At 39.6% G+C, this 25,687-nt stretch carries 23 protein-coding genes; 13 read left to right on the plus strand and 10 right to left on the minus strand.

Annotated features, from left to right (window positions below):
* The first annotated feature begins 39 nt into the window (after positions 1-39).
* Complete coding sequence (gene bshA, locus CLV48_RS16545; RefSeq protein WP_106568491.1) at positions 40-1,185, plus strand: N-acetyl-alpha-D-glucosaminyl L-malate synthase BshA; 1,146 nt, start codon at positions 40-42, stop codon at positions 1,183-1,185.
* A 146-nt stretch (positions 1,186-1,331) separates the two neighbouring features.
* Positions 1,332-1,976: a sterol desaturase family protein gene (locus CLV48_RS16550; protein WP_106568401.1), complete on the plus strand. Its 645-nt coding sequence runs from the start codon at positions 1,332-1,334 to the stop codon at positions 1,974-1,976.
* A gap of 64 nt (positions 1,977-2,040) precedes the next feature.
* Here the strand turns inward: CLV48_RS16550 and CLV48_RS16555 are convergent, their stop codons facing one another.
* Complete coding sequence (locus tag CLV48_RS16555) at positions 2,041-2,460, minus strand: hypothetical protein (RefSeq protein WP_106568402.1); 420 nt, start codon at positions 2,458-2,460, stop codon at positions 2,041-2,043.
* Between the two features lie 100 nt (positions 2,461-2,560).
* On the opposite strand from CLV48_RS16555, the gene CLV48_RS16560 reads away from it, so the two are divergent.
* The 6 genes from CLV48_RS16560 (at position 2,561) to CLV48_RS16585 (ending at position 7,497) form a co-directional block, all read left to right on the plus strand.
* Positions 2,561-3,382, plus strand: coding sequence for an NAD(P)-binding domain-containing protein (locus CLV48_RS16560; RefSeq protein WP_106568403.1), 822 nt, complete (start codon positions 2,561-2,563; stop codon positions 3,380-3,382).
* 39 nt (positions 3,383-3,421) lie between these two features.
* Positions 3,422-4,183: an SDR family NAD(P)-dependent oxidoreductase gene (locus tag CLV48_RS16565; protein WP_106568404.1), complete on the plus strand. Its 762-nt coding sequence runs from the start codon at positions 3,422-3,424 to the stop codon at positions 4,181-4,183.
* 3 nt (positions 4,184-4,186) lie between these two features.
* The gene (locus CLV48_RS16570) at positions 4,187-4,957 is read left to right on the plus strand and encodes a M15 family metallopeptidase (protein ID WP_106568405.1); all 771 of its coding nucleotides are present in this window, start codon (positions 4,187-4,189) and stop codon (positions 4,955-4,957) included.
* A 41-nt stretch (positions 4,958-4,998) separates the two neighbouring features.
* Positions 4,999-5,757 (plus strand): ThuA domain-containing protein, encoded by a 759-nt coding sequence (locus CLV48_RS16575; RefSeq protein WP_106568406.1) that lies wholly within the window; start codon positions 4,999-5,001, stop codon positions 5,755-5,757.
* 231 nt (positions 5,758-5,988) lie between these two features.
* Positions 5,989-6,750, plus strand: coding sequence for an alpha/beta fold hydrolase (locus tag CLV48_RS16580; RefSeq protein ID WP_106568407.1), 762 nt, complete (start codon positions 5,989-5,991; stop codon positions 6,748-6,750).
* A gap of 24 nt (positions 6,751-6,774) precedes the next feature.
* Complete coding sequence (locus CLV48_RS16585; RefSeq protein ID WP_106568408.1) at positions 6,775-7,497, plus strand: SAM-dependent methyltransferase; 723 nt, start codon at positions 6,775-6,777, stop codon at positions 7,495-7,497.
* A gap of 48 nt (positions 7,498-7,545) precedes the next feature.
* On the opposite strand, the gene CLV48_RS16590 is transcribed toward CLV48_RS16585, so the two are convergent.
* The 6 genes from CLV48_RS16590 to CLV48_RS16615 form a co-directional block, all read right to left on the minus strand.
* Positions 7,546-8,946 carry an MltF family protein gene (locus CLV48_RS16590; RefSeq protein ID WP_106568409.1) on the minus strand — a complete coding sequence of 467 codons (1,401 nt, stop codon included), beginning with the start codon at positions 8,944-8,946 and terminating at the stop codon, positions 7,546-7,548.
* 157 nt (positions 8,947-9,103) lie between these two features.
* Positions 9,104-10,450, minus strand: coding sequence for a TolC family protein (locus CLV48_RS16595; RefSeq protein ID WP_106568410.1), 1,347 nt, complete (start codon positions 10,448-10,450; stop codon positions 9,104-9,106).
* Positions 10,450-13,512: an efflux RND transporter permease subunit gene (locus CLV48_RS16600; protein ID WP_106568411.1), complete on the minus strand. Its 3,063-nt coding sequence runs from the start codon at positions 13,510-13,512 to the stop codon at positions 10,450-10,452. Before CLV48_RS16600 ends, CLV48_RS16595 begins: the two co-directional genes overlap by 1 nt.
* Positions 13,513-13,514: 2 nt before the next feature.
* Positions 13,515-14,612 carry an efflux RND transporter periplasmic adaptor subunit gene (locus CLV48_RS16605; RefSeq protein WP_106568412.1) on the minus strand — a complete coding sequence of 366 codons (1,098 nt, stop codon included), beginning with the start codon at positions 14,610-14,612 and terminating at the stop codon, positions 13,515-13,517.
* A 3-nt stretch (positions 14,613-14,615) separates the two neighbouring features.
* Positions 14,616-15,428: an alpha/beta fold hydrolase gene (locus CLV48_RS16610; RefSeq protein WP_106568492.1), complete on the minus strand. Its 813-nt coding sequence runs from the start codon at positions 15,426-15,428 to the stop codon at positions 14,616-14,618.
* Positions 15,429-15,709: 281 nt separating this feature from the next.
* Positions 15,710-16,132, minus strand: coding sequence for a VOC family protein (locus tag CLV48_RS16615; protein WP_106568413.1), 423 nt, complete (start codon positions 16,130-16,132; stop codon positions 15,710-15,712).
* A 64-nt stretch (positions 16,133-16,196) separates the two neighbouring features.
* Between CLV48_RS16615 and CLV48_RS16620 the strand changes: the two genes are divergently transcribed.
* On the plus strand, positions 16,197-17,105 hold the full coding sequence (locus CLV48_RS16620; protein ID WP_106568414.1) for a patatin-like phospholipase family protein: 909 nt from the start codon (positions 16,197-16,199) through the stop codon (positions 17,103-17,105).
* Positions 17,092-17,712 carry a class I SAM-dependent methyltransferase gene (locus CLV48_RS16625; protein WP_106568415.1) on the plus strand — a complete coding sequence of 207 codons (621 nt, stop codon included), beginning with the start codon at positions 17,092-17,094 and terminating at the stop codon, positions 17,710-17,712. Before CLV48_RS16620 ends, CLV48_RS16625 begins: the two co-directional genes overlap by 14 nt.
* 194 nt (positions 17,713-17,906) lie before the next feature.
* Here CLV48_RS16625 and crtD read toward each other — a convergent pair whose 3' ends face one another.
* Entirely contained in the window at positions 17,907-19,376 is a 1,470-nt protein-coding gene (gene crtD, locus CLV48_RS16630; RefSeq protein ID WP_106568416.1) for a 1-hydroxycarotenoid 3,4-desaturase CrtD, read from the minus strand.
* Between the two features lie 445 nt (positions 19,377-19,821).
* Between crtD and CLV48_RS16635 the strand changes: the two genes are divergently transcribed.
* On the plus strand, positions 19,822-20,907 hold the full coding sequence (locus CLV48_RS16635; protein ID WP_146140115.1) for a hypothetical protein: 1,086 nt from the start codon (positions 19,822-19,824) through the stop codon (positions 20,905-20,907).
* A gap of 741 nt (positions 20,908-21,648) precedes the next feature.
* The gene (locus tag CLV48_RS16640; protein WP_106568418.1) at positions 21,649-22,554 is read left to right on the plus strand and encodes a hypothetical protein; all 906 of its coding nucleotides are present in this window, start codon (positions 21,649-21,651) and stop codon (positions 22,552-22,554) included.
* A gap of 248 nt (positions 22,555-22,802) precedes the next feature.
* Here the strand turns inward: CLV48_RS16640 and CLV48_RS16645 are convergent, their stop codons facing one another.
* A complete protein-coding gene (locus CLV48_RS16645) occupies positions 22,803-24,269 on the minus strand; it encodes a glycine--tRNA ligase (RefSeq protein ID WP_106568419.1) in 1,467 nt (488 codons plus the stop codon).
* Positions 24,270-24,459: 190 nt separating this feature from the next.
* On the minus strand, positions 24,460-25,176 hold the full coding sequence (locus tag CLV48_RS16650) for a pyridoxine 5'-phosphate synthase (RefSeq protein ID WP_106568420.1): 717 nt from the start codon (positions 25,174-25,176) through the stop codon (positions 24,460-24,462).
* Positions 25,177-25,236: 60 nt separating this feature from the next.
* Here CLV48_RS16650 and CLV48_RS16655 point away from each other — a divergent pair, with 60 nt between their 5' ends.
* Positions 25,237-25,686, plus strand: coding sequence for a GatB/YqeY domain-containing protein (locus CLV48_RS16655; RefSeq protein ID WP_106568421.1), 450 nt, complete (start codon positions 25,237-25,239; stop codon positions 25,684-25,686).
* Position 25,687: the final 1 nt, after the last annotated feature.

Genomic DNA, 25,687 nt, shown 5'->3' on the forward strand with positions numbered 1-25,687 from the left:
ATACAACTGTTAGGAAAGGCAAAACCAGAAAAGTTAAATATGAAAATAGGCATAGTCTGCTATCCAACTTTCGGGGGTAGTGGTGTAGTGGCAACAGAGCTGGGTAAAGCGCTGGCAAAAAAAGGGCATCAGGTTCATTTTATCACCTACAGACAACCTACCCGCTTGGATTTTTTCAGTGAAAATCTTTACTACCATGAAGTGGATATCAAAAGTTATCCATTATTTGAATTTGCTCCCTATGAATTGGCATTGGCAAGTAAAATGGTCAATGTGGTGAAATATGAAGGTCTGGATCTCCTTCACGTGCATTATGCCATTCCTCATGCTTCAGCGGCATATATGGCCAAACAAATATTGAAGGAGGATGGTATATACATTCCTGTGGTCACTACCCTGCATGGAACAGATATTACCTTGGTGGGAAAAGATCCTAGCTATGAACCTGTAGTAACCTTCAGTATCAATCAATCTGATGGGGTTACGGCAGTTTCAGAGGATCTTAGGAAGGATACTTTCGAACACTTTGATGTAAAAAATCATATTGAAGTCATTCCAAATTTTATTGACCTGGAAAGGTTCAAAAAGCAGAAAAAGGAACACTTCAAATTGGCCATCTGCCCCCAAGGGGAAAAATTATTGGTTCATACATCCAACTTTAGGAAAGTTAAGCGCGTTGAAGATGTTATCAAAGTATTTTATGAACTAAGAAAACAAATTCCTGCAAAATTGCTTTTAGTAGGTGATGGACCTGAAAGGGATCGAATGGAGCGCTTATGCAGGGACTTGGGTACTTGCGACGATATCAGATTCTTGGGTAAGCTGGAGGCTGTAGAGGAGGTATTGTCGGTAGCAGATTTGTTCATGATGCCCTCAGAGAAAGAAAGCTTTGGTCTTGCAGCATTGGAAGCTATGGCCTGTGAAGTACCAGTACTTTCCTCCAATGCCGGAGGGATACCGGAGTTGAATCTAGATGGGATTACAGGTTTTGTAAGCCAAATTGGAGATGTAACGACAATGACCCAAAGGGCACTTGAAATACTGGACGAAAATAATCTTCCCAGATTCAAAGCCAACGCTTTGGCCCGTGCAAAGGAGTTTGATGTGACCAATATATTACCTAAATACGAAGTGTTTTATAGAGATACCGTCCAAAAGGCCAATCAAAAGTTGATGGGTGTATGATAAAAATCATATAGGAATTTCAAGGAAAAATGTTGCATTTCAATGCCTTCGCTTTAATTTTGTATCGAATTCACTGCTTTTCTTATTGAAAACCAGTAATACGTTTTAAAAACCAACTATATTATTTTAACAAATTTAGGATAATTATGTCAACGACCACTTTGAAAAAAATTGGGAGATTGGATAGACCGGATAATAATGGTTCCGCAAAAATGTTTGATAATCCTGTTTTGGAAAGATTGTCCAGGACTCATATCAGCATTCCTATCATTCTGTTTTTCATCATTTCAGGGATATCACTTTACTATGCAGTTACTGCTACTGAAATAGGGTTGCTTATAGGTGTTCCTGTTTTGGTTTTGGGTATTTTGGCTTTTTCCTATGTGGAATACATGATGCACAAGTATTTTTTCCATATGGAGCCAGATACTCCAATTAAGGATAAGTTACAATATACAGTACATGGAGTACACCATGACTATCCAAGAGACAAAGATCGCTTAGCCATGCCCCCATTTGTAAGTGCGGCTTATGCATTGATATTTTACGGAGTGTTTACTCTTATCATGGGTGATTATGCCCTGTATTTTCTTCCCGGATTTCTGATTGGTTATGCAGCCTATTTGGGAGTCCACTATGCCGTGCATGCCTTTCAGCCCCCAAAAAACTTCCTGAAGATTTTATGGGTTAACCATGCAGTGCATCATTACAAGGATCCAGATGCAGCTTTTGGAGTTAGCTCACCTTTATGGGATTACCTTTTGGGAACCATGCCGAAGAAAGAAAAATAAGCACATAAACTATATTTTATCAATCCTTCATTGTTTTGCAGGTTGCATTCCAATGAAGGATTATTTATTGCTTGTGGCTTTGAGTTCTTTCTAAAAAACCTTCTTTGAAAGTGAAAAATCCTGTACTGTCATTCATGCTCTCAAAAAAACCGGCAGGAATGTTTAATCTTTTATAGTGGTGGGTTTCTAAAGTATCTTTTATTGTAAAGCTGGAATCATTCAGGCTTTCCAAATCCCAAATTCTCTCAAAAAATAATGGGGTGGTGGTGATAAGCCGTTGACCATCCCTTAAATAGGTGTATTCTGCAATTCCTAAGTTTTCATGGTTGAGAATGATTAGGGTATCAGAAATGTAAAGTTCATAATACATAGAATCCGAATCAAATCCATACCAATTTCCTAAAAGCTCGTTTTTGCTTTCTTCTTTTTTGCATGAAACAAAAAGGATAAAAATGAACAATATTCTGAAAATTTTTGTCCTCATATCAAATCAATGAATTTTTGATGATGGAAACCAAAATCGTTCCAAAAATTGGAGCTTTCAAATATCAATATACTCAAATTTTCCAATAATTTACGTTTACATGACTAGAGTTAGCATTATAGGGTTGGGCTGGCTTGGTAAACCTTTGGCCACAATTCTTCAAAAAGAAGGTTTTGAAGTGAAAGGGAGCAGCACTTCTCCTGAAAAAGTTGCCGTGTTACAATCCCAGGGAATTAAGGCTTTTCAGTTTCAGTTAAATCCTTATCCCCAGGGTTTAGGCTATCACGCTTTGTTTTTTGATACTGATATTCTTTTTGTAAATATTCCACCAAAGTCAAGAACTATGCCGGAGACCTTTCATCCAGAACAGATTAAATTTTTGAAGGAATTGATTGTGCAGGCAAGGGTGCAGAAAGTTATTTATGTATCATCTACTTCTGTATATCCTGACCATTGCCAGCTTGCCAAAGAAGAAGACGTGCTGGATGAAGACAATACCGGTAATAGATCATTACTCGCAGCAGAAAAGCTGTTGGCCAAAGATAGAACTTATGACCTTAGCATAATTAGGTATGGAGGCTTGTTGGGTGTAGACCGGATTCCCGGACGTTATTTTTCAGGGAAGGAAAATGTTGATGGTAATGCGCCCGTTAATTACATTCATCAAGAAGATGCCGTTAATGTCGCATATTGGATAATTGTGAAACAGCTATGGAATGAGACCTTTAATGCAGTAGCTCCATTGCATCCAACACGGAAAGAGGTTTTTGAAAAAAATGCAGCTGATTTGGGTTTCCCACCACCAAAAAGCTATGCTTCAAGCTCTGGTCCATGGAAGGAAATTGCAGCAGATAAGATCCTAACTACCGGATTTAGGTTCAAATTTTCCGATCCCCTTGATTTTTCTTACAGCCTTCAATAATTATTTTATTTAGCGGGTCATATTAATTAAATTCAGGACATGGAAAAGAAAATAGCTTTTGTGACAGGAGCCACTTCAGGAATTGGCTGGGCTACAGCAGTGGCACTTGCTCAGCTGGGATACCATATTATCGCTACTGGAAGAAGGCAATTAAAACTTCAGGACCTGCAGAAAGAAATTTCAAAAGAAGGGGTGGATGTGCTGACTTTGAATTTTGATGTTAGAGATCCACAAGCAGTAAAGGAAGCTATCAATACGCTGCCTGATAGTTGGAGGAAAATTGAAATATTGGTCAATAATGCGGGAAATGCACATGGTCTGGATCCTATTCAGACAGGTAGTCTGGAAGACTGGGATGCCATGGTTGATATCAATGTAAAAGGTTTGTTGTATGTATCCAAAGAGATCATCCCAGGAATGGTAGCAAGGAGTTCAGGTACCATTGTCAATATTGGATCCATAGCAGGAAAGGAAGTTTATCCAATGGGGAACGTTTACTGTGCGTCAAAGCATGCTGTGGATGCCCTTACTAAGGGAATGCGGATGGATCTAAACCCCTATGGGATCAGAGTTATTGGTGTGCATCCGGGATTGGTGGAGACTGAATTTTCACTTGTTCGTTTCAAGGGTGATGAAGATCGGTCAAAATCTGTTTACAAGGGATTACAGCCTCTTACTGCAGAAGATATTGCAGAGACCATTGCCTTTGCTGTAAGCAGACCTTCCCATGTGGTATTGGCTGATATTATGATATTGCCAACAGCCCAAGCTTCGGCCACTCTTGTGAAAAAAAATTCCTGAACCATGTTTCCTAAACCACTATCTTTCATAATCTGTATTTCAGCCATTTTAATTGCTTGCCATTCTCAAGATATCAAAGTTGAAGAAAGTCAAGAAGCCTTATGGGATGCCACAGAGGAATGGGTGATTGATGATGAAGATTTTGAAATCGTTGAGGAGATAGGTCAATTGGAAAAAAGTCTGATTGATGCTGGATTGGTAGATGTAGAGGAAGTGATTTCGGGAATCTTTGTTGACCTAAAATACTCCAGTACGGATAATTTTTTTGGGCAGGATGTCTATGGGGACCTTACACGTTGTTATTTACAGCCAGAAGTGGCATTAATGCTAAAGAGAGCGCATCAAAAACTCCAGCAGGAACATCCTGGACTGACCTTTTTGGTCTATGATGGGGTACGTCCTTTGAGTGTACAACAAATCCTTTGGGATAATTTGGACAAGCCGGACAGCATCAAACCCTTGTATGTGGCAGATCCCAAAGTGGGAGGCCTTCATAATTATGGTGTAGCTGTAGACCTGACATTGGCTGATTCCGATACTGGTGAAGCATTGGATATGGGTACTCCTTATGATTATTTTGGCTATCCGGCTTATCCAGATAGAGAAAGCCAGATGTTGAGAGAAGGGAAAATAACCAAACAACAAATTGCTAACCGTGAAATACTCAGGAAAGTGATGAAGCATGGCGGTTTTTCAGGAATCGGCTCGGAGTGGTGGCATTTCAATGCCTATTCCCGAAAGGATGCTGCCGAAAAATTTGGTTTGGTACAATAAATCAGAATCACTATTTAACAATACAACCTAAACAAAACAATATGAATTCAAAGCACCCCTTCCCTTTCATTGTCCTGTTATTGGCAGTGCTGTTAGGGTTTTCCAATTTAGCTGAAGCGCAAAATCATCAGTTCAGAGCACTGGTTTTCAGCAAGACCAAGGGTTTTCGCCACCAGTCCATACCAGATGGAGTAGTAGCCATCAAAAAACTTGGAAGAGACCATCAGTTTGAGGTGTTTTCTACAGAAGATGCGGATATTTTCACCGACGAGAGATTAAAACGTTTTGATGTTATCATCTTGATGAGTACCACAGGTACCATTTTCAATGAAGAACAAAAAGCAGCTTTCCAGAGATTTGTCCAAAGCGGAAAGGGTGTAGTAGGCATCCACAGCGCCACCGATACCGAATATGAATGGCCTTGGTATACCAAGCTGATCGGTGCACAATTCAAAAACCATCCGCACATTCAATCCGTAAGGCTCAATGTAGTGGATAAAAAACATCCATCAACTTACCACTTACCAGAAAAATGGCTATGGACCGATGAGCTCTATGCTTTTAAGAACTTTAATCCTAATGTCCGTGTTTTAGTCACTGCAGATGAAACCTCTTATGATACTGGTTCTGCAGAAGGAATGGGTGAGTTTCATCCTATGGCCTGGACACATGAATACGATGGCGGAAGGATTTTCTACACTGCTTTGGGCCATACAGATTGGGCATTTCTAAGTGATAATTTCCTTCAACATATTTATGGAGGTATTTGGTATGCGGCTAAAGGTTATCCGATAGAATAATTGAAAACATTTAGAAAATTCAACAATTGAGGCAATAGTTCAGAAATGATCATGGCAGCATTTCGCGTGAAGCTGAGAAATTAACATTTAGGAGATTTTATAGAATAAAATGACGGTTCAAGCAATCTGTCATTGGTATCCCGAGTATTAAGGGTTTAGCTTTCTTTGGTAGAATCTTCATTTCGTTAGGATTAACGCTCGTTTCTGACATGGGTAAAATTTATTGTATTGATGAAACTTCATTTTAAAAAAACAGGGGCTGGAAAGCCCCTTATTATTGTACATGGTCTGTTTGGTTCATCAGACAACTGGTTCAGTATAGCCAAGGAACTTGAAAAAAACTATACATTATACCTCGTAGATCAAAGGAACCATGGGGATTCCCCTCATAGTGAGGAATGGAATTATACGGTAATGGCCGATGACCTGAAGGAGTTGATGGAGGATGAAAGGATCCACTCAGCCTATTTCATGGGGCACTCCATGGGGGGGAAAACTGTCATGAAACTTGCCATGAATTATCCGGATTTGGTTGAAAAATTGATCGTTGCAGACATAGCTCCCCGTTTTTATCCTTTACATCATCAACAAATTCTAGAAGGATTGAATGCTGTGCCAGTGGATCAACTGAAGTCGAGGAAAGAAGCAGATGATATTCTTACTGAATATATCAAAATCCCTGGTATAAGGCAATTTCTTATGAAGAGTTTGGGAAGGGATGATAATGGAAAATTTATCTGGAAAATTAATCTCCCTGTGATTACAGAAAAAATCGGAAATGTAGGAGAAGAACTGAAGTCCGATGCGCCATTTGAAAAGCCTACTTTGTTTATAGGAGGTGCCAATTCTGATTATATAACAGAGAAGGACAAGGTGGATATCGAACGGTTTTTCCCAAATAGTCGATTGGTTTATATCAAAGATGCAGGGCATTGGTTACATGCCGAACAGCCTGCAGCAGTGATTGAGACAGTAAAGGCATTTTTGAAGTGATTTCCTTTTTCCCATCTTTACTTTATGAAAACTGATAAAACCAGATTAGGAAAATTATTTTTAATTCCCACAGTACTTGCAGAAGGAACAGCTCAAAAGATTATCAGTCCCCAAGTAAAGGAAGTGATACACCAAACCCAATACTTTTTGGTTGAAAATATTCGTACTGCCCGAAGGTATATCAGTAGCCTGAAGCTGGGGGTGAATATTGAGGAGCTTTATTTTGAAGTCTTGGATAAGAAGACAAAGGAAGCTGAATTAGCAAAAATGATGCAGCCAATTTTAGAGGGAAATGATATGGGAGTCATGTCAGAAGCTGGATGCCCTGGTATTGCAGATCCCGGCTCCATCGCAGTGGCATATGCCCATAATAAAGGGATAGAAGTAGTTCCACTGAGCGGACCAAGTTCTATGTTTCTGGCCCTTATGGGATCAGGCTTCAATGGACAGTCTTTTGCCTTTCATGGGTATTTGCCTATAGACAAAAAAGAAAGGATTCAAGCAATAAAAAACCTGGAAGCAGAGTCTTTGAGGCAGAAGAGAACCCAGATTTTCATGGAGACCCCTTTCAGGAACAATCAACTGTTAGAAGATCTGTTGCAAAATTTACATCCCAATACCCAGCTATGTATAGCCAAAAACTTGACAGGTACGGATGAGTTTATCCAGACCAGGCCAATCAGAGATTGGCAGAAGTTTAAGCTGGACCTGCATAAGTTGCCTGTAGTTTTTGTGTTATCAGCTTAAAAAAAATAAGGCCCTCCAGAATTCATTCTAAGAGGGCTTTTATATGCTTTAAGGGTCTATAAGGACTCTGTAGGATTCATAAAGAATCAGGATATCATCCACGTAATTAACTGCCAGGTGACCTTTTGCATAGCCACTCTTGACTACTGGGTCACGGAAGTATTTAGGGTCATTTTTTAATTGAAGGAACCTTGCAATGCTTTCCCAACTTTGAGGATTTCCTCCATATTTCAGGGTGAGTTTCCAGGCATCTTCCACATGTCCATGGCCAATATTATAAGATGCTAACATTACCTTAATTCGTTCATTGGCTTCAGGAATTCTTTCCCTCCAGAATTTGTCCAGGTATTTCAGGTAATTAACACCACCCATTAGGCTTTCCAATGGATCATTGGGATTTTCGACTCCAAACCTCTCTAAAGTCACAGGCATCAACTGCAAGAGTCCGACTGCACCTGCATAGGAAGTGGCTGTGGTATCAAAGCCTGATTCTTTGTAAACCAGGGATGCCAGAAGTCTCCAGTCCCAGCCAAGGGATTCTGCACCCTTTTTGATAATATTATCATAAGGAGAGATGGTATTTCCTGCTACTGAAGAAAAAGGACTGTTATTTCTAAAAAAGCTGTTTTTTGAATTTTGGAAATATTTGGCAAAAAGGGTGTTTATTAGACCAGCTTTATTTTTCTTCTCAATCCATTCATTGATTGCTGCTTCCAGTTGAGGTGCATTTTTTCTAACTGCCCAGGCAACATCAGATTTTGGACTGATTTCTAAGTTGATGTCCAAATTATCATAATACGTGCTGCTGACCATGGCTTCCACCCTGTCGACTACAGTATAGTCTATTTCTTTATTGATTACTTTTTGGATAAAACTTTCATTGTCTCCTTTTTCTTCCTGAATAGAGAAATTTACGCCATAGGCTTCCTGAATATTGTCCAGTTGGGCTTTATACACTGCATCCTTTCGGATGTGTATGACCTTGTCCTGCAATTCCCAAAAGTCATTCAAAGGTTTTTTGTCCTTCCTTTGGACAAGGACTGTCCCCATCTGACCGAGAGGATAAGAGAACTTTGCAAGTTTTTGTCTTGGTTCTGTAATCTCCAGGTTCATTGCAATGACATCAGCTTTCCCTTTGTTGAGTAAGTAGAAAGCTTCCTGAATATCAGATTTGATGATCAGATGTAATCTGACACCCAATTCATTTGCAAGGTTTTTGAGTAATTCAAACTCATAACCCATTCTTCTGCCGCGGTAGATATAATAACTTGTGGAAGAATTGTCTACAATGGCACGTAGGTATCCTCTTTTGACGATTTCATCAAGATCGATTTGTACTGGGTTTTCCCAGTATTTTTCTTGGGTTTCTCTATTATCAATGAAAGTACATTGAAACCCAAAAAATGAAATCACAAAAAAAACTAAAACTCCGACTAGGGCTTTTTTCATTCATTTAAGGTCCGAATGGTCGGACATGGTGAACACAATTGGTAAAAATAACAAATTTTATACCAAATATTATTCGGGGTATGACAAAAAATCATTTAAATAAAAAAAGCCATCCTGTTGATAATCAGGACGGCTTTTTATAACCTGACAATTTGGCTTACTTCAAAACAAGAGAAAATCTGTTTTCCGATCCCTGATAGAAGATTCTTCCGGATAGGCGCATGAGTTCGATTTCCATTTCTTTGATATTGAAGAGCGCGGTAATCAACCTGTTTTCTGCTGTAAGTAGGTTGACCTGGGCGTCCCTGAACTGAAGGTAATCAGCTATACCCAGCCTGAATCTTTCTAATGCTATATCTGCGCTTTCCATAGCGACTTTATAATTTGCGAATTCAATATCCAATAGTTGCATGTTGGTATTGTAGGTATTATATGCTCTTTGGATATCGGATGCCAGCTGTATTTCAAATTGCTTAACTGCATATTCAGCATTGACCTTTTGGACCTTGGCATTCTGTATTCTTCTGTTAAGGGCAAATCCGTTGAATACATTAAAGCTTGCTGTCAAGCCATAGTTAAAACCTTCTCTTTGGTTGAAAAGCAAGAAACCCGCATCGGAATTGAGGGTATTGTTATTGTAAGCCGCATTAAAATTAACAGAAGGTAATCTGGAAGCTTGGATTTCCTTTAAACTTAGAAATGCGATGTTCTCATTTCTTTGGGCAATGAGAAAATCTTTGTTGTTCAGATAGGCATTTTCCAGTAAATCATTCAAAATGAGGTTATTCTCCACCACTATTGTATCTCTGACCTTTAATTTGGTATCAGGTGGCATTGCAAGCAATTCATTTAGGTTGATCTGGGCATTTTTGATAGCCAATTCCTGATTGACCAGCATGGAGCGATCTGCATTAAAGTCCACTTGAGCTGTCAAGTAATCCCTTTTACCTGCACCACCCAATTCATACCTGGCCTGTGCAATGTCCAATCGGGATTGGGAAAGCTCTAAGGTTGTTTCCAGTACTTTCTGACGCTGTAATTCCAGAACTAACCTATAATAGGCAGATGCAATAGAAGCTACTGTATTTTCAACGGTAACTTTTGCCTGCAATTCACTAAGTTCTGCAAGCTTACCAACTACCTTCATGGTGTAAATGGCTTCAGGCCTTAAACCGTAAACGCCAACTAAAGAATAATTTTCATTATTGGTTTTAGCATTATCTATTCTGTTGGGTTCAGGGGAATTAAGAAATTGCTGAGTTACGTCTTCAAATGAGAAAGATCTCAAAAAATTGGCATCGATAATGGGCATCAAAAAACTCCCTGTAGTAATTTTCACTTCCCTTTCGGCAATGATCTGGTTGTTGGCGGCAATTTTTACCCCAAAATTCCTGTCCAGGCCCAACAGGATGGCCTTTTCTAGATCTATCTTTTCTTCTTCCTGTGCAAAAACAATAGGCTGGCCTAGAAGGACCAAGGCCAGCATACAAAGTATTTTTTTCATCAGACTCTAGCTAATCTTCCTTTTTTAGAAGTTAAATAAGTATATACTGCAGGTATGACAAATAATGTCAAAATAGTTGAGAATGCAAGTCCGCCAACTACAGCTACTCCCATAGGTACACGGCTTTCAGCACCGGCACCTAGGGCAAGGGCAATAGGTAATATACCAAGGATAGTGGACAAGCTCGTCATTAGAATTGGTCTGAACCTGGCTTTTGCTGCTCCTATGATGGCTTCATCTACGGTCAGGCCTTGTGCTTTCCTTTGGTTGGCAAATTCAACAATCAGGATCCCATTTTTGGTCACTAAGCCTATGAGCATAATGATTCCAATTTGACTAAAGATATTTAGGGTAAAATCAAATGCCCAAAGAGATAGCAATGCACCAAATAAGGCCAGAGGTACAGTAAACATAATGGTCAGAGGATCTTTGAAACTTTCAAATTGTGCTGATAATACCAAGTAAATCAGGATCAGTGCAAAGAGGAAAGCAAAGATCAAGCTGTTGGAACTATCACGAAACTCTTTGGAAAGTCCTGCCAAATCAGTGCTATAGGTTTCGTCAAGGACCTCATCTGCAATCCTATCCATTTCATCAAGACCTGTTCCAAGTGTGTATCCCGGAGCCAAACCTGCCGATACTGTCGCACTTACAAATCGGTTGAATCGGTATAATTGTGGAGGAGTGCTTTTTTCTCTGATAGTCACCAAGTTGTCCAGTTGGATCAATTGACCATTGTCAGCCCGTACATATAGCATTCGTAAATTGACAGGTTCATTTCTGTCTTCCAATTGCATTTCACCTACCACCTGATATTGTTTGCCGTTCATGATAAAATAGGCAAAACGTTGGCCAGAGTAAGAAAGCTGCAAGGTTCTTGCAATTTCCTGAACGGATACGCCAACGTTTCTGGCTTTTTCCCTGTCAATTTCTACTTCAATTTCAGGTTTTGTAAATTTCAGGTTTACATCTGCAAAGCTGAAAACAGGGCTTTGATTGGCCTTTTCCAGAAAAGCAGGAATTACTTCTTTGAGTTTGTCCAAAGTAGGAGCCTGAATGACATACTGTACAGGCAAGCCACCTCTTCTGTCACCAATGGAGGGAGGCTGGGTAGCAAATGCCCTCACTGAGGTATAGTTTCTCAGCATACCCTGTACCTGATCGAAAATTTGTTGTTGGCTTCTTTCTCTCTCAGTGGATTCCTTCAAAATCAATCTTAAGAAACCTGAGTTAGTGCTTGCTGTACCAAATCCAGGGGAGGTTACTGTGATGATACCTTCCCTTTCCTCATCAGGGATTTTATCCAGGAAGTCCAAAAGCATTTCGTCAAGAACATTATCCATGTAACTGAAAGTAGCTCCTTCAGGTCCGGTCAAATTGACCCTCATCTCTCCTCTGTCTTCTATTGGGGATAACTCAGTAGGAATGATGTTGAATAACTGATATATTCCAAAACCCATGAGGGCTATGATCACAAAAGCTGACCAACGGATCTTCATGAATTTTTCCAGACCAATATTGTATTTATCATTCAACCACACAAAGAATGGTTCGGTCAAATTGTAAAAGGCATTTTGTTTTTCCCTCCTTTTCAAAAGTTTGGAGCTGAGCATGGGGGTCATTGTCAAGGCAACAAAGGAAGAAATGATCACTGCTCCGGCCACGACAATACCAAATTCCCTAAATAATCTTCCTGTAGTACCTGTTAAAAATATAACAGGTAGGAATACCGCGGCCAAAGCCACAGTTGTCGCAATAACTGCAAAGAAGATTTCTTCTGCACCTTTCTCAGCAGCATTATCGGGATTTTCTCCTTTTTCGATACGGGTGTAAATATTTTCAAGTACCACAATGGCATCATCCACCACCAAGCCAATTGAAAGTACTATACCGAGCAATGTGAGTACATTGATTGAGAAATCCATGAGGTACATGACAAAGAATACCCCAATTAAAGAAATAGGTATCGTCAGTACGGGAATAAAGGTTGTCCGCCAATCTCTCAAAAAGAGGAAGATAATACTAACGACCAGAATAAATGCGATAAAGATGGTTTCCTGTACTTCCTTGATGGAATTTCGGATAAATTTGGTAGCATCGAATCCAATGTCCAACTTGATGTCTTCAGGAAGATCTTTCTTGATGATCTCAAGTCTTCTGTAGAATTCATCTACGATTTCTATATTATTTGAACCAGGAAGGGGTACCAAAACCACGCCCACCATAGGAATTCCATCCCTTTTCAGTACTGTTCTTTCATTCAGGGCGGCCAATTCTGCCCTTCCTATATCCTGGAATCTTACTATGTTATTCTGATCTTCTTTAATGATCAGCTGGTTGAATTCCTGTGGTGTGCTCAAGCGGCTTTTGGTCCTAACGGATAGTTCAATGGACGAACCTTCAATTCTTCCTGAAGGAAGTTCCACGTTTTCACTTTGAACCTTATTGAGTACGTCGAGAGGGGTGATGCCATAGGAGGCCATTTTTAAGGGATCCATCCTCAACCGGATGGCATAACGTTTTTCTCCCCAAATCTGGACAGTACTAACACCTGGAATGGTCTGAAGTCTTTCTTTAAAGATATTGTTGGCAATATCTGAAATCTCGAGTAAGTTTCTCCTGTCACTTTGTACGTTCAAAAATACAATAGGCTGTGAGTCAGAATCAGCCTTCGAGACTACAGGAGGTTCGGTGTCCGGAGGAAGGTTCCTTTGCGCTCCGGATACTTTGTCCCTGACGTCATTGGCAGCAGCTTCCAGATCAGCACCTACATCAAATTCGACTGTGATGTTACTTGTACCATCATTACTTACAGAAGTCAGGGATTTGATCCCCGCAATCCCATTGATAGCTTCTTCCAAAGGCTCAGTAATCTGTGCCTCGATTACATCTGCATTTGCTCCTACGTAAGTAGTCCGCACATTGATGATGGGTGGATCAACACTGGGAAATTCTCTTACACCCAAAAGGGATATACCTATTGATCCAAATAGAAGAATGGTCAGGGACATTACAATGGCCAAGACCGGTCTTCGGATACTAATGGTTGAAAGACTCGCCATAGTTAATTGATTTTATTGTAGTTGACAGGCATACCTGCGCGTACTTGCAATACTCCGGTGGTCAATACTAAATCACCATCACTCACTCCATTGACAATCTGTACATATCTATCTGTACGTGTGCCGATGGATACCTGTCTTTCTTCAACTTTTCCTTCAGAGTTGACCACGAACACCTTATACCCATTAAGTTCTGGAATAATTGCTTCAGACGGAACCATTAAGGCATTTTCTTCAACCCCTAAGATGTATTTTATCCTTACAAACATCCCTGGAAGAAACCTTCTGTCTTTATTGGGGCTTGTAGCCCTTAGTTTTAATGTCCTTGTTCCTGCATCAATGTTGGGTTCATAGGCATAAACCGTACCTTCTACTTCCTGCCCTCCTGCTTCATTGGAAAAATATACCTTTGAACCCAGTTTCACCATGTTGGCATATCTTTCAGGGATGGAAAATTCAATCTTAATCGGGTCGATATTAACAATACTGGCTATCACGTCTCCTGTACCGATTACACTTCCTTCTGAAATCTGCCTTAGGCCCAGGACTCCGTCAAAAGGTGCCCTGACGATCGTTTTGTTCAATTGAGCTTCAACTAATCTCAGATCAGCCAAGTTAGTGTTGAACTGATTCAGTACGATGTCATATTCTTCCTGGGAAATGGCCTCTTTCTCCAACAATTGTTTTTGCCTGTTTTCTTGACTTTCAAATAGTTTTTTGGTGTATTCCAGCCTTTGGTATTGTGCTTTCAGTTCGTCATCGTTGAGATAGACCAAAGGAGTGCCTTTCTTCACAAATTCACCTTCTCTGAAAGCGATATTTTTTACCAATCCGGCAATTTCCGTTCTTAGGTTTACAGTTTCATTAGGGATGATTGTACCCGTTACGCTCAGGTTATTTTCCAGTCGCTCCGGTTTTAATTCCACCACATTGACAGGTAAAGCTTGGCCTTGTCCAGGCCCTCCCAGTCCTTGGCTTTGAGTCGGGGAAGGGGCATTCTTATTTTTCCCCATTAAAGTATCCCTTCTTGGGTAAATAAAAATCACTGCAATCACGGCAACGATCACCAAGGTTAAAATAATTTTGGTCTGTTTTTTCATTCTTTATGAATCCAAAGAATTAATGTATAAAGTTTGATTTTGATTTCTTAGAAATTGAAGAGATACCTGATTGAAGACCTCAGGCTGCTCCACATTGACAACATGCCCACAAGCTTTGACAATTTTCAAAAAGGATAGTTTATGCTCCTGTACGATTTTTTTTACCGGTTCCAAAAACATGATGTCTTCTTCTCCCATAACATAAAGGGTAGGGATTTTAATATCCTTTTGTTTGAAATATTTTAATAGTGGATTAACATCTTTAGTAAGTTTGAACCAGCGGATGAATTCCTTTTGACAAAGTCTTTTTGCCTCTCTGATAAAAAGGTTTCTGGATTCTGCATGATGTTTTCGGGGCATGATGATCCAGGCAAAAAGGCTGTAAAGCCACATGTATGGGACCAAAGACTTGAATGCGTTCCCAAGTAACACCAATAGTCTTGAAGTTATGTTCAATTTGGTGACAGCACCGGCCATAACCATTGATTTTACGCGCTGTGGTTCCATTTCCGCTAGTTGACGGGTAAGAATGGTACCAAGTGAAACACCCATAAAGTGCGCTGGTGGTAAACCAATGTGATCCAAAACTTCAATAATGTCTTTGGTCACAGCCTCGAAGGTGTATTTTTCGTTCCAAATATTTTTGAATGAGCCTGCAGACTTTCCATGACCTCTTAAGTCGATCAATAACAAATTGAATTCCTCTCTGAACTCCCTGATTTGTTTATGCCAGATCGCAGACGATCCTCCAGCTCCATGGATGAATACTACCCATTCCAGACTGGAAGGATGATGGTACGTTTTATAGTACAACATGCCTTTTTTTTGTTTACCTAGCATATAACCCAAACTTGTGCAGATAGTTATTCAACCGAAAGCTACGCCCTTTCGTTCGCCTATGAAATGAAATAAACATAGGTGGCATTAAAGGGCTATTAGTGGTCATATGTAGGGCCATTATTTACAAAAAACCACCTTTTTTGTGTAGCTTTTACACAAAGGTTTTTTGAGCTTGCCAAATATGAAAATGCATGTACGTTTGGAATATTTTATTTTACTCTGTTTCAATCCCAAATCACTCAATAGAAAAAGAGAAATTATTTTGCGAAAATCTGGGATTCATCCTGAAATGATTTGAATTCAAGGGCATTGCCGGCCGGATCCAGAAAAAACATAGTGGCCTGTTCACCCACTTCTCCTTTGAAGCGGATATAGGGTTCAATTACAAATTCAATGCCATGACGGGTGAGTTTGTCAGCCAGTAGATGCCATTCGTCCCAAGGCAAGATAGCACCAAAATGTCTTACAGGAACATTTTTCCCGTCCACTTCATTGGCCTTTGCCAGGCTAAGCTCCTCGGGTCTGACATGTGCGGATAACTGATGTCCAAAGAAATTGAAGTCTATCCATTTGTCAGTACTTCTGCCGATTTCGCAACCTAAAAGGTCTCCATAGAAAGCGCGGGTTTCTTCTATATCCCGAATGGGAAATGCCAGGTGAAATGGTTTGAATTGGCTCATATTTCTTTAAATTCGTCCTGCAAATTTGTGTGCAAATTCTTTTTTTTAAAAGTGATACTTAACTATGGGTAAGAAAACTGTTTCATTGGTACTTTCAAGTGGTGGGGCGAGAGGAATGGCACATATTGGTGCTATAGAGGCATTAGAAGAAAAAGGGTACAAGATAGTATCCATTGCAGGATGTTCTGCCGGAGCGCTTATTGGGGGCATATATGGAACAGGGCAACTTCCCAAATTCAAAGATTGGATATGTAATTTGGACAGGATTGATGTTTTTTCACTGATGGATTTTACATTGTCCAGTAAGGGTTTTATCAAAGGGGAAAAAGTATTTGGAGAATTAAAAAAACTAATTGAAGACTGTAATATCGAAGACTTGTCAATCCCCTTTCGATGTAATGCGGTGGAAATTCCTAGTGGTAAGGAGAGGGTTTTCAAGTCAGGAAGCCTTTACAGGGCGATTAGAGCTTCCGTATCTATCCCAACAGTGCTTATGCCAGCACGTATTGGAAAACAGGAGTATATAGATGGTGGCATACTCAATCCCATTCCCTTCAATTTATTGGATGAGGAACATTTAGGGGATTGGATAGTGGCGGTAGACCTTAATGGGCCTAAAACTGCCTTAATGAATGTGGATAAGGAAAGCAAAAAAGAATCTGCCATTAAACTGCCATCTTGGCTTAAAGAATACCAAAAGAAGTTCAGCAATTATTTTAATGCTGAAGATAAGCGCCCAAAGGAAGGGAATTACAAAGGGATGAGTTCAGTTGAATTGCTCAATTATTCGTTTGATCTCCTTCAAGACAGGCTTTCAGCCCTTGTCATTGAAAAGCACCAAGCTGATATTTTGATTGAAATTTCCAGGGAACAGGCCGGTACTTTGGAGTTTCATAGATCGGAAGAGTTGATCAAGGTAGGAAAAGTGAAAATGTTGGAAGCATTAAATGAAATTGACAATGGAAGTAAATGAACTAAATTCCTTTTTGGGAAATATTGACATTTATCTTTTGGACCAGATTCTTAAAGGTAGGTTTGTTAAGGAAATGAAAATTTTGGATGCAGGGTGCGGAGAAGGGAGAAACTGTATTTATTTTCTTCACCAGGGGTATCAGATTTTTGGATGTGATTCCAATCCCATCGCAATTCAGATGGCGAGAGTATATGCCCAGACCATTCAGAAGGATTATGATATCCATCGCTTCCAAAAGGCATCTGTTGAGGATATGCCTTTTCATAATGGGGCCTTTGATGCTTTGATCAGTTCAGCAGTTCTGCATTTTGCCCGTTCAGAAAGCCATTTTTTCCAAATGTTGGAAGAGATGATGCGGATACTGAAACCAGGTGGAGTTTTTTTGCTTAGGATGTGTACTGATGCAGGAAATATATTGGAGAACTCTTTTAGGGTAGGTGATGGCGTTTACTTATTGCCGGATGGCTCGGAACGCTTTATATTAACCTCCAACCTGGAAAAGGAGATGGTAGCACGCTTTAATCTGGATTATTTGGAACCTGCAAAAAGTGTCTTGGTTCATGGTTTAAGAAGTATGGGGGTGTTTGTTTTTAGGAAAAAAAGTTAAGATTCAAAGTAAAAGTGTGATTACTTGAATTCCAGACTTCTCAACTCATTAATGATGTTTTCTCCCTTAGAAATGACAAGGATATGCCTTTACAGATAACCATCCTAAAACTCTAGGACTACTGATTATTAGCACCTACTCCTTCATCATTTGTAATTACCATTTCCGAAATTTTTATCACTAGCCACTCGCTTTTAAGTCTCCTTTACCATCTCTGTCATAATCTTCGCTGAAAGCAAGCAGAGGGGAATTCCTCCACCGGGGTGCACGCTGCCACCACAGAAGTAAAGATTCTTAATATCTGAGGAATAATTGGCATGCCGCAGAAAGGCTGAGTACATATTGTTTGAACTGTTTCCATATAGCGCCCCATTTGCACTAGAAGTACGGCTTTCAATTGTTCTGGGATCCAAAAGATCTTCCACCTCAATCATCGACTCAATATCTGTTTTCAGGATACGGTTGACCTTGGCGATTATTTGTTTTCTGGCTTCTTGGATCATACTGTCCCAGTCCTGTCCTTGGTTGTTGGGCACATTGATCATGGTAAACCAGTTCATGCAGCCCTCAGGAGCATCATCCGGTTTGTATACCGAAGTGATGTTGATGTAGATGGTAGGGTCATGATAGATGCTTTTTTTATGGAAGATGTGTTCAAATTCTTCCTTGTAATTGTCCGAAAAGAGAATGTTGTGAAGGTCAAGTTCTGGAAATTTCTTTTTTATACCCCAGTAGAAAATCAGTGCGGAACTGGATTTGGGTTGGTTAAGCAGGAATTTGGGCTGCTTTTGTTTTTTCAAAATGGACTTATAAGCATTGACCATGTCCATATTATTGACAATGATGTCTGATAGGTATTTTTGTCCATTGACCAAAACACCAATAGCTTTTTTGTTTTCCACCAAAATCTCATCCACCTTAGAATTAAAAATAAAATTTACACCCAGTTCCTGTGCCAGACGGTAGATGGATTGGGTAATATCGTGCATACCTTTTTTTGGAAAAAAGGCACCGATATTGAATTCAAGGTGGGGGATAATGTTGAGGGTGGCTGGAGATTCATACGGATTGGAGCCATTGTAGGTGGCATAGCGGTTGAAAAGCTGCACCATTTTGGAGTGAGTAAATTTTTTTTCATTGGCCTTATTCATGGTGCTGAAAATTCCCAGTTTACCTATTTTAAGGTAGGATTTTAGGGCATCTTTGTTGGTCCAGGTGTTCAATTTATGCAGTGATCGATGCATAAATAGGGGGGAGAGATGTTCATAAATGAATGCCGAGGATTTGAGTGCTTTACGGATATTTTCTGCAGGTTCTCCCAATTTGGATTCTACCTCATCAGCAAAACGGTTAATATCTGACCAGGCCTTTATCTGATTTCCGTCTTCCCAGAAGTAATGGCATGCCACTGGTAGTTTGATGTATTGGAAGTGCTCTGATGGATTTTTTCCCGAAAGTAGGAATAGTTCTTCCACCTGAACTGGAAGTGTAAAGAGCGAAGGACCTGCATCAAATCTGTAGCCTTTTTTTTCGATTTCGGAGAGCTTACCTCCTGGGTAAGAATTGGCTTCAAAAACCTGAACCTGATAACCTTTATGTATAAGGCGCGTTGCGGCTGCTAGTCCTGCTATTCCTGCACCGATAACAATTGCTTTTTTGGACATGGGATTTTAACAAACAAAAGGGGAGAGAGTTTAAAGTTATAAGTTTTTCTATAGATGTGTTAGATAAGAAAGTTTACATCTTAGTATCCAAACTTTCAAATTCACTCGGCAAGGCTAATATTTTTTCGAAAAAATTAATTTTTTTTTAGAAAATCAGATTAAAATTCTTGTACTATCTAAAAAAAATAATTTAACAAGTAAAAATGAAATTAATGATTATTTTAAAATAGAAAAGCAATAAAAAAAATTTTTATAATTTAAAAAAAATAGGTGTATAATTAATTTTTAAATATCAAAATATATACAAAAAAAGGATAAAAGTATATTAAAAATTGCATTTTATTATCAAAAAATGTACTTTTAAATAAATTATTAAAAACAATTAGATCTTAAAAAAATGATAAAGCCCTATTTTACACAGCTCAGAGGCCTGGGATTGGCCTTGTTGAGCGCAGTGTTGCTTTTTTCATGCAACCAAATTGAGACCTTTGATGCTCCGGATTTAAGTAATGGTTTAGAAAGAATTTTATTCAAGTTTAAATCAGATGATCCAAATGCAAGGATGCATAAGGATATGTTTACCTGCAATGATGTCGAGACGATACTACTTGCTGGACAGCACATTCCAGTAGGTAAGGTACATGCATACAATGATTTAGATAGCCTTTATATCAATGTAACGATTGAAGGAGAATATGAAGAGGATTGGGTAATTAGAAAGTTAAATTTGTTTGTGGGACAAACAAAGCTTGAATTCGAACCAGTTGGAAATGGGAAATCAAAAGCTAAAAAAGGGGCAATTATAAATCCAGCTCCAGGTAAATTTCCTTTCCCTTCTGACATTGATTCAGAAAATATCATAGGCGTACAAGAGTACTATTTTGCTTTACCAATTGGAGGAGGTGATGAAAAGGTTGGTGTTAAGGATTTTGGCGAGATTGATATAGCAGTTCATGCAGATGTTGTAAGAGTAGAAGGTATTGAATTTAATGATAAAGGGGAGGCTGTAAGTGGAACTATAGCGCAAACAGAAGGTGCTTGGGCAGAGGGGGAAAGATTTAATCCTGAAGGTCTTGGAAATTGGTCCATGTTTTTTTCCTACACTGTCACAGAATGTGAAGAAAACAATTGTAACCCAAATTGGACTAGAAGTTTTACAATGGCGGGTCAAAGAAATAATGATGTTGATAATGATGAATTAGAGGTTGACTTCCAAGTGAATGGGAAATCGGGAGGCAGAGTTGGTGTAGTTACCGTCAAAAGGACAGGTAATGAGTCTAATTATACATTTACAGCAACTTTTGTCCCTGATACTGGATTTTCATTCAATGAAATCTCAATTTGTGTAAATGATGAGGAATTCAAACCAGTTAATGAAACAGATGTAGATCTAACACCTCAAGTATGTTCCACTTTAAGTGGTCTAAATGTAGTTTCAGTTATTACAAATAACTCGATTACAGTTGGTCCAGGAACTAGCGGTAGGTCAAATTATGTGACTATTAGTGCAATTTCTTCTGCTTGTGATTAATTTGATGATAGATAATTAAAGCAATATTGAATTTTAATATTCGATTTTCCTTTGAAAGCTGCCAGAAAGTCCTGGCAGCTTTTTTAGTCTCAATTTTTAAAATTCTTTGCACATTCAACAAGGGATTTGTTTTGAGCATATTTATTGAAATGGCCTAAAATCAACTTTTAATTTAATTCTCTTCATTGAGCCAATAGCACTTTTTTGATTCTTTATTCCGCCTCCCCTAGATTAACACATCCACAAAAAAAGTTTAAAATGAATGTACGCTTTCTTAACAGTAGAAACTTCCCAATATAATAAACCTACAATTTCAAGCCCATATCAATGAAAAACTTGTACCAGCCGAGTCGTATAAATTCTAAGCCATATTTGGGCTTGAATACTTCCCGCTCTTCAAAAATTGAAATAAAGCACTTATACAACCTCATTTATTTTCTACAAACTGAATCAATTGTATTCTTTTTAAAAGTTTCACACCTGACATAGACAAACAATGTTTTTCCAATACAAAAATTTATTTTTCAAAATATTTAAAATGCATTTCGAATTTACTTTTATAAAAAAAAATAGAAATTTCTTTTAGCTGAAAAATGGCCTAATTAAGCCATTAAAGGCATTTTTGATTAATTTGTCATTTTTAGTAAATACATATTTATGTTTTTCGTATACAAAATTTTGCTTTTAATATACTTTTTACTAACTTAGCAGCATCGAATAACATTTTTAAACAAATAGACCATGACAAAATTAATGACAAACTCAAAAAATATCCTGGTGCTGGGAGTGGCAACCATGATGATGTTCTCTTGTGAAATGGTGGAACCTATGGCTCCTGCAGAAAGAGCAATTGAGACTAATGAGAAGATGGCCGGTAGTGCCTTCAATCTTTACGGATTCGGAATGGGCATGGAAAATGCCAGAAGCTATGCAGATGCAGATTGCAATTTGGATTGTATTGAGGCAGGTTCCGGGGAATATTTTGTGATGGCTGACACCAAAACAGGAACCCAAGGAATTAACAGCAAAGCGGTCACTTATAGAGCATACAACACCGAGACAGAATTCGTGGTAGAGGTTGATTATGATATCACCGCTGGCAGCTCCAGCGCAAAAGCAGAAATCAGCATCACCATTAACGGTGACTCCAAGCTTTTTGAAGAGGTAGAAAAAGGCAGTACAGTAAAACATAGCATTGCAGTAGTAGGCGGACCTGTAGCCTGTGAGGAAGTGGATTTCTCTATCAGGCAGGAAGGTCTTGGCCAACCTATCGAATTCAATGAGTCTTATTCTCTATTTGCCGTCTGCGAAGAAGCATGCGATAATTCCTTAAGCTATGTAGACAATGGAGATGGGAGCTTTACCTTCACATTTACTCCTAGATCCAGCATAGAAGATGCACAACTGGTATTCACTTTTGCACAGGGTGTAACAATAGGTGGCGATTTGGCTACTTGGGACGGAGCTGGTGTAACCAAACAAAAAACCATGAACCTTAGCGCTATGGCTACTTATGAGTGGAGGGTAGAATTAGAAGCCAACTGCCCTGGCACCGGCCAACCAAGAGCCAACCTTTGGACAGATTTCACTGTCAATGGCGATTCAAAAAAATGTAACTTGGAGAATATTGTAAAATCCTGCAGATAATATTGTTTGATAAGTCCTAGTTAAAGTACAAAGCCCTGATTTTTCAGGGCTTTCTTTGTTATAACAAAGCCTGAAAGGCTGCCCTGTGACAACCCAGACTGTGGCCTGCGGAAGTCAGGGGCAACAGGACAAAACGAAACCAAAGGCCTGAAGGTACGAGCGTAAAAAAACAGGCCTCTTGAATCAAGTGGCCTGCTTAAATTTAATCCGTAAAATATTATGATCTCAAATATTCAATGGTCTTGCCATCAAATCTTCTCAAACACCCTCCTAAAACTGCATGCTTCCGTCAGTCGGGCATGAAGGTCAGCGATTGCGACCCTTTCCTGTTCGGTGGTATCTCTGTGACGGATGGTGACCGTATTGTCCTCTAGAGTCTGATGGTCCACAGCGATACAGAAAGGTGTACCGATCAGATCCTGACGGGTATATCTCTTTCCTATAGAAGCAGCTTCTTCATAGATGATATTGAAATCATATTTCAAAGCTTCCACAATCTCCTTAGCCTTCTCAGGCAAACCATCCTTCTTTACTAATGGCAAAATAGCCGCTTTGACAGGAGCAATAGCAGGATGGAATTTCAGATAAGTTCTTTGCTTGCCTTCCACTTGCTCATCCACAAAAGCATTGCATAAGGTCATCAGGAAGAGACGGTCAGCCCCAATTGAGGTCTCAATTACATAAGGGATATAGTTCTGATTGATCTCTGGGTCGAAATACTGTTGTTTCTTTTTGGAATATTCCTGATGGCTCTTCAGATCAAAATCTGTCCTGGAATGGATGCCTTCTACTTCCTTAAATCCGAAGGGGAACTCATACTCAATATCCATCGCCGCATTGGCATAATGGGCCAATTTTTCATGGTCATGTCTTCTGAGTTTTTCTTCAGGAATGCCCAATGCCTTGTGCCATTTCATACGGGTCGCTGCCCATTCCTTGTACCAATCCAGTTCGGATCCAGGGCGGACAAAAAACTGCATTTCCATCTGTTCGAATTCCCTCATTCTGAAGATGAACTGTCTGGCCACAATCTCATTTCTAAAAGCCTTACCGATCTGGGCAATGCCAAATGGGATTTTCATCCTTGCTGTCTTCTGTACATTAAGAAAGTTAACAAAAATTCCCTGAGCTGTTTCAGGTCTTAGGTAGATGGTAGATGCATCCTCTGATACTGAACCTACTTGGGTAGAAAACATCAGGTTAAATTGCCTAACCTCTGTCCAATTGGCTGTGCCACTGATTGGGCATACAATGCTTTCATTGATGATCAGGTCCCTGACACCAGCAAAGTCTTCTGCTTCCAATAATCTGGCCATGGCGCTCAAAAGTTCCTGTGCCCTTGCCTTCTCTCCAGATTGTTCGTATTGGGCGGCTTTCTCCTCGATCAGAACATCGGCACGGTAGCGCTTTTTGCTGTCCTTATTATCGATCATTGGATCATTGAAGCTGTCCACGTGGCCGGAAGCCTTCCAAGTGGTAGGATGCATAAAAATCGATGCATCGATACCAACGATATTGTCGTTAAGGCGGGTCATGGTTTCCCACCATAAGCGCTTCAGGTTGTTTTTCAATTCCACTCCATAAGCTCCGTAATCATATACTGCCTGAAGGCCATCATAGATTTCGGATGAAGGATACACAAAACCATATTCCTTGGCATGTGCAATTATATCTTTCAGTTGTGCGTTCTCCGCAGTTTGTTCAGTTTTTGCCATAGCCCGCAAAATTAATTAAAATGCCTGAATAGCAAGTTTTATAGCAGCAAAAATCAGCATTTGGTTTTGGAGTAAAATGGATGGTTTGATTGTGGGTGTTGCCGACAATGACAATCGAAAACCCTTAATCCTTAGATCATAAATCTTTATCAACTCTCCAATAAATAAATTCCAATTCTCCAAGTTGTCATCACCCCTCCAACTGTCTTCTGTACATCTGAATGGTATTCTCCAATCCATAGTACAGGGCATCACAGACCAAAGCATGGCCAATCGACACTTCGTCTAAGAAGGGAATGCATGATTTCAGGTACTTTAAGTTGTGGAGATCAAGATCATGGCCTGCATTGAGTCCAAGTCCAAGTTCTCTGGCGATATGTGCAACTTCCACATAGGGTTTTATCGCCCATTCCCTGTTGATGGAATAATTGGAAGCATAAGGTTCTGTATATAATTCCACCCTGTCTGTACCGGTACTTTTGGCAGGCTCGAAATATTTTGCTTCCGGATTGATGAATATGGAAACTCTGGTGCCGATTTCTTTCAATTCTGCCACGATATCCTTAAGCATTTCCTGATGGGTAATGGTGTCCCAACCGCTGTTTGAAGTGATGGCATTTGGGGGATCAGGTACTAAAGTAGCTTGAGCCGGTTTGACTTTTCTGATGATTTCCATGAAGCGCTTGTCCGGATACCCCTCGATATTGAATTCAGTATTCAACACAGGAGAAAGGTCCAGTACATCCTGAAAGCGGATATGCCTTTCGTCTGGTCTTGGGTGTACGGTGATACCTTCAGCACCGAAGCGCTCGCAATCCAAAGCTACTTTCACCACATCCGGATTGTTGCCACCGCGGGCATTTCTTAAGGTGGCAATCTTGTTAATATTTACACTGAGTTTGGTCATTTTCCTAAATTAAAAGGTAATTTTGTGCAAATTTACACCTATAACACAAAGAACAAGACAATGAGTTTAAAGGCAAGTGTCGAAAGTGAAATTAAAACAGCCATGTTGGCCAAAGACAAAGACAGATTAAGAGCTTTGCGCGCCATCAAATCCCTAATTTTGTTGGAAGAAACCAAAGGTGGAGCTACTGGCGAAATTACCCAAGAAGATGAAATTAAGCTGTTGACCAAGGCTGCCAAGCAGCGCAAAGACTCTGCTGATATCTACAAGCAACAAAACAGGGAAGACCTTTATGCCGTGGAAATGGCAGAATTGGAGATTATCAATGAATTTTTGCCCAAGCAACTTTCGGAAGAGGAGTTGGAGGCTGAGTTAAAAAAGGTCATCACTGAAGTAGGTGCAGAAGGTCCCAAAGATATGGGCAAAGTAATGGGTGTTGCTACCAAAGCCTTGGCCGGTAAAGCAGACGGGAAACTGATTTCCCAAAAAGTAAAAGCATTATTGGGTTGAT

The sequence above is a fragment of the Cecembia rubra genome (assembly GCF_003014575.1).
Classification (GTDB): domain Bacteria; phylum Bacteroidota; class Bacteroidia; order Cytophagales; family Cyclobacteriaceae; genus Cecembia_A; species Cecembia_A rubra.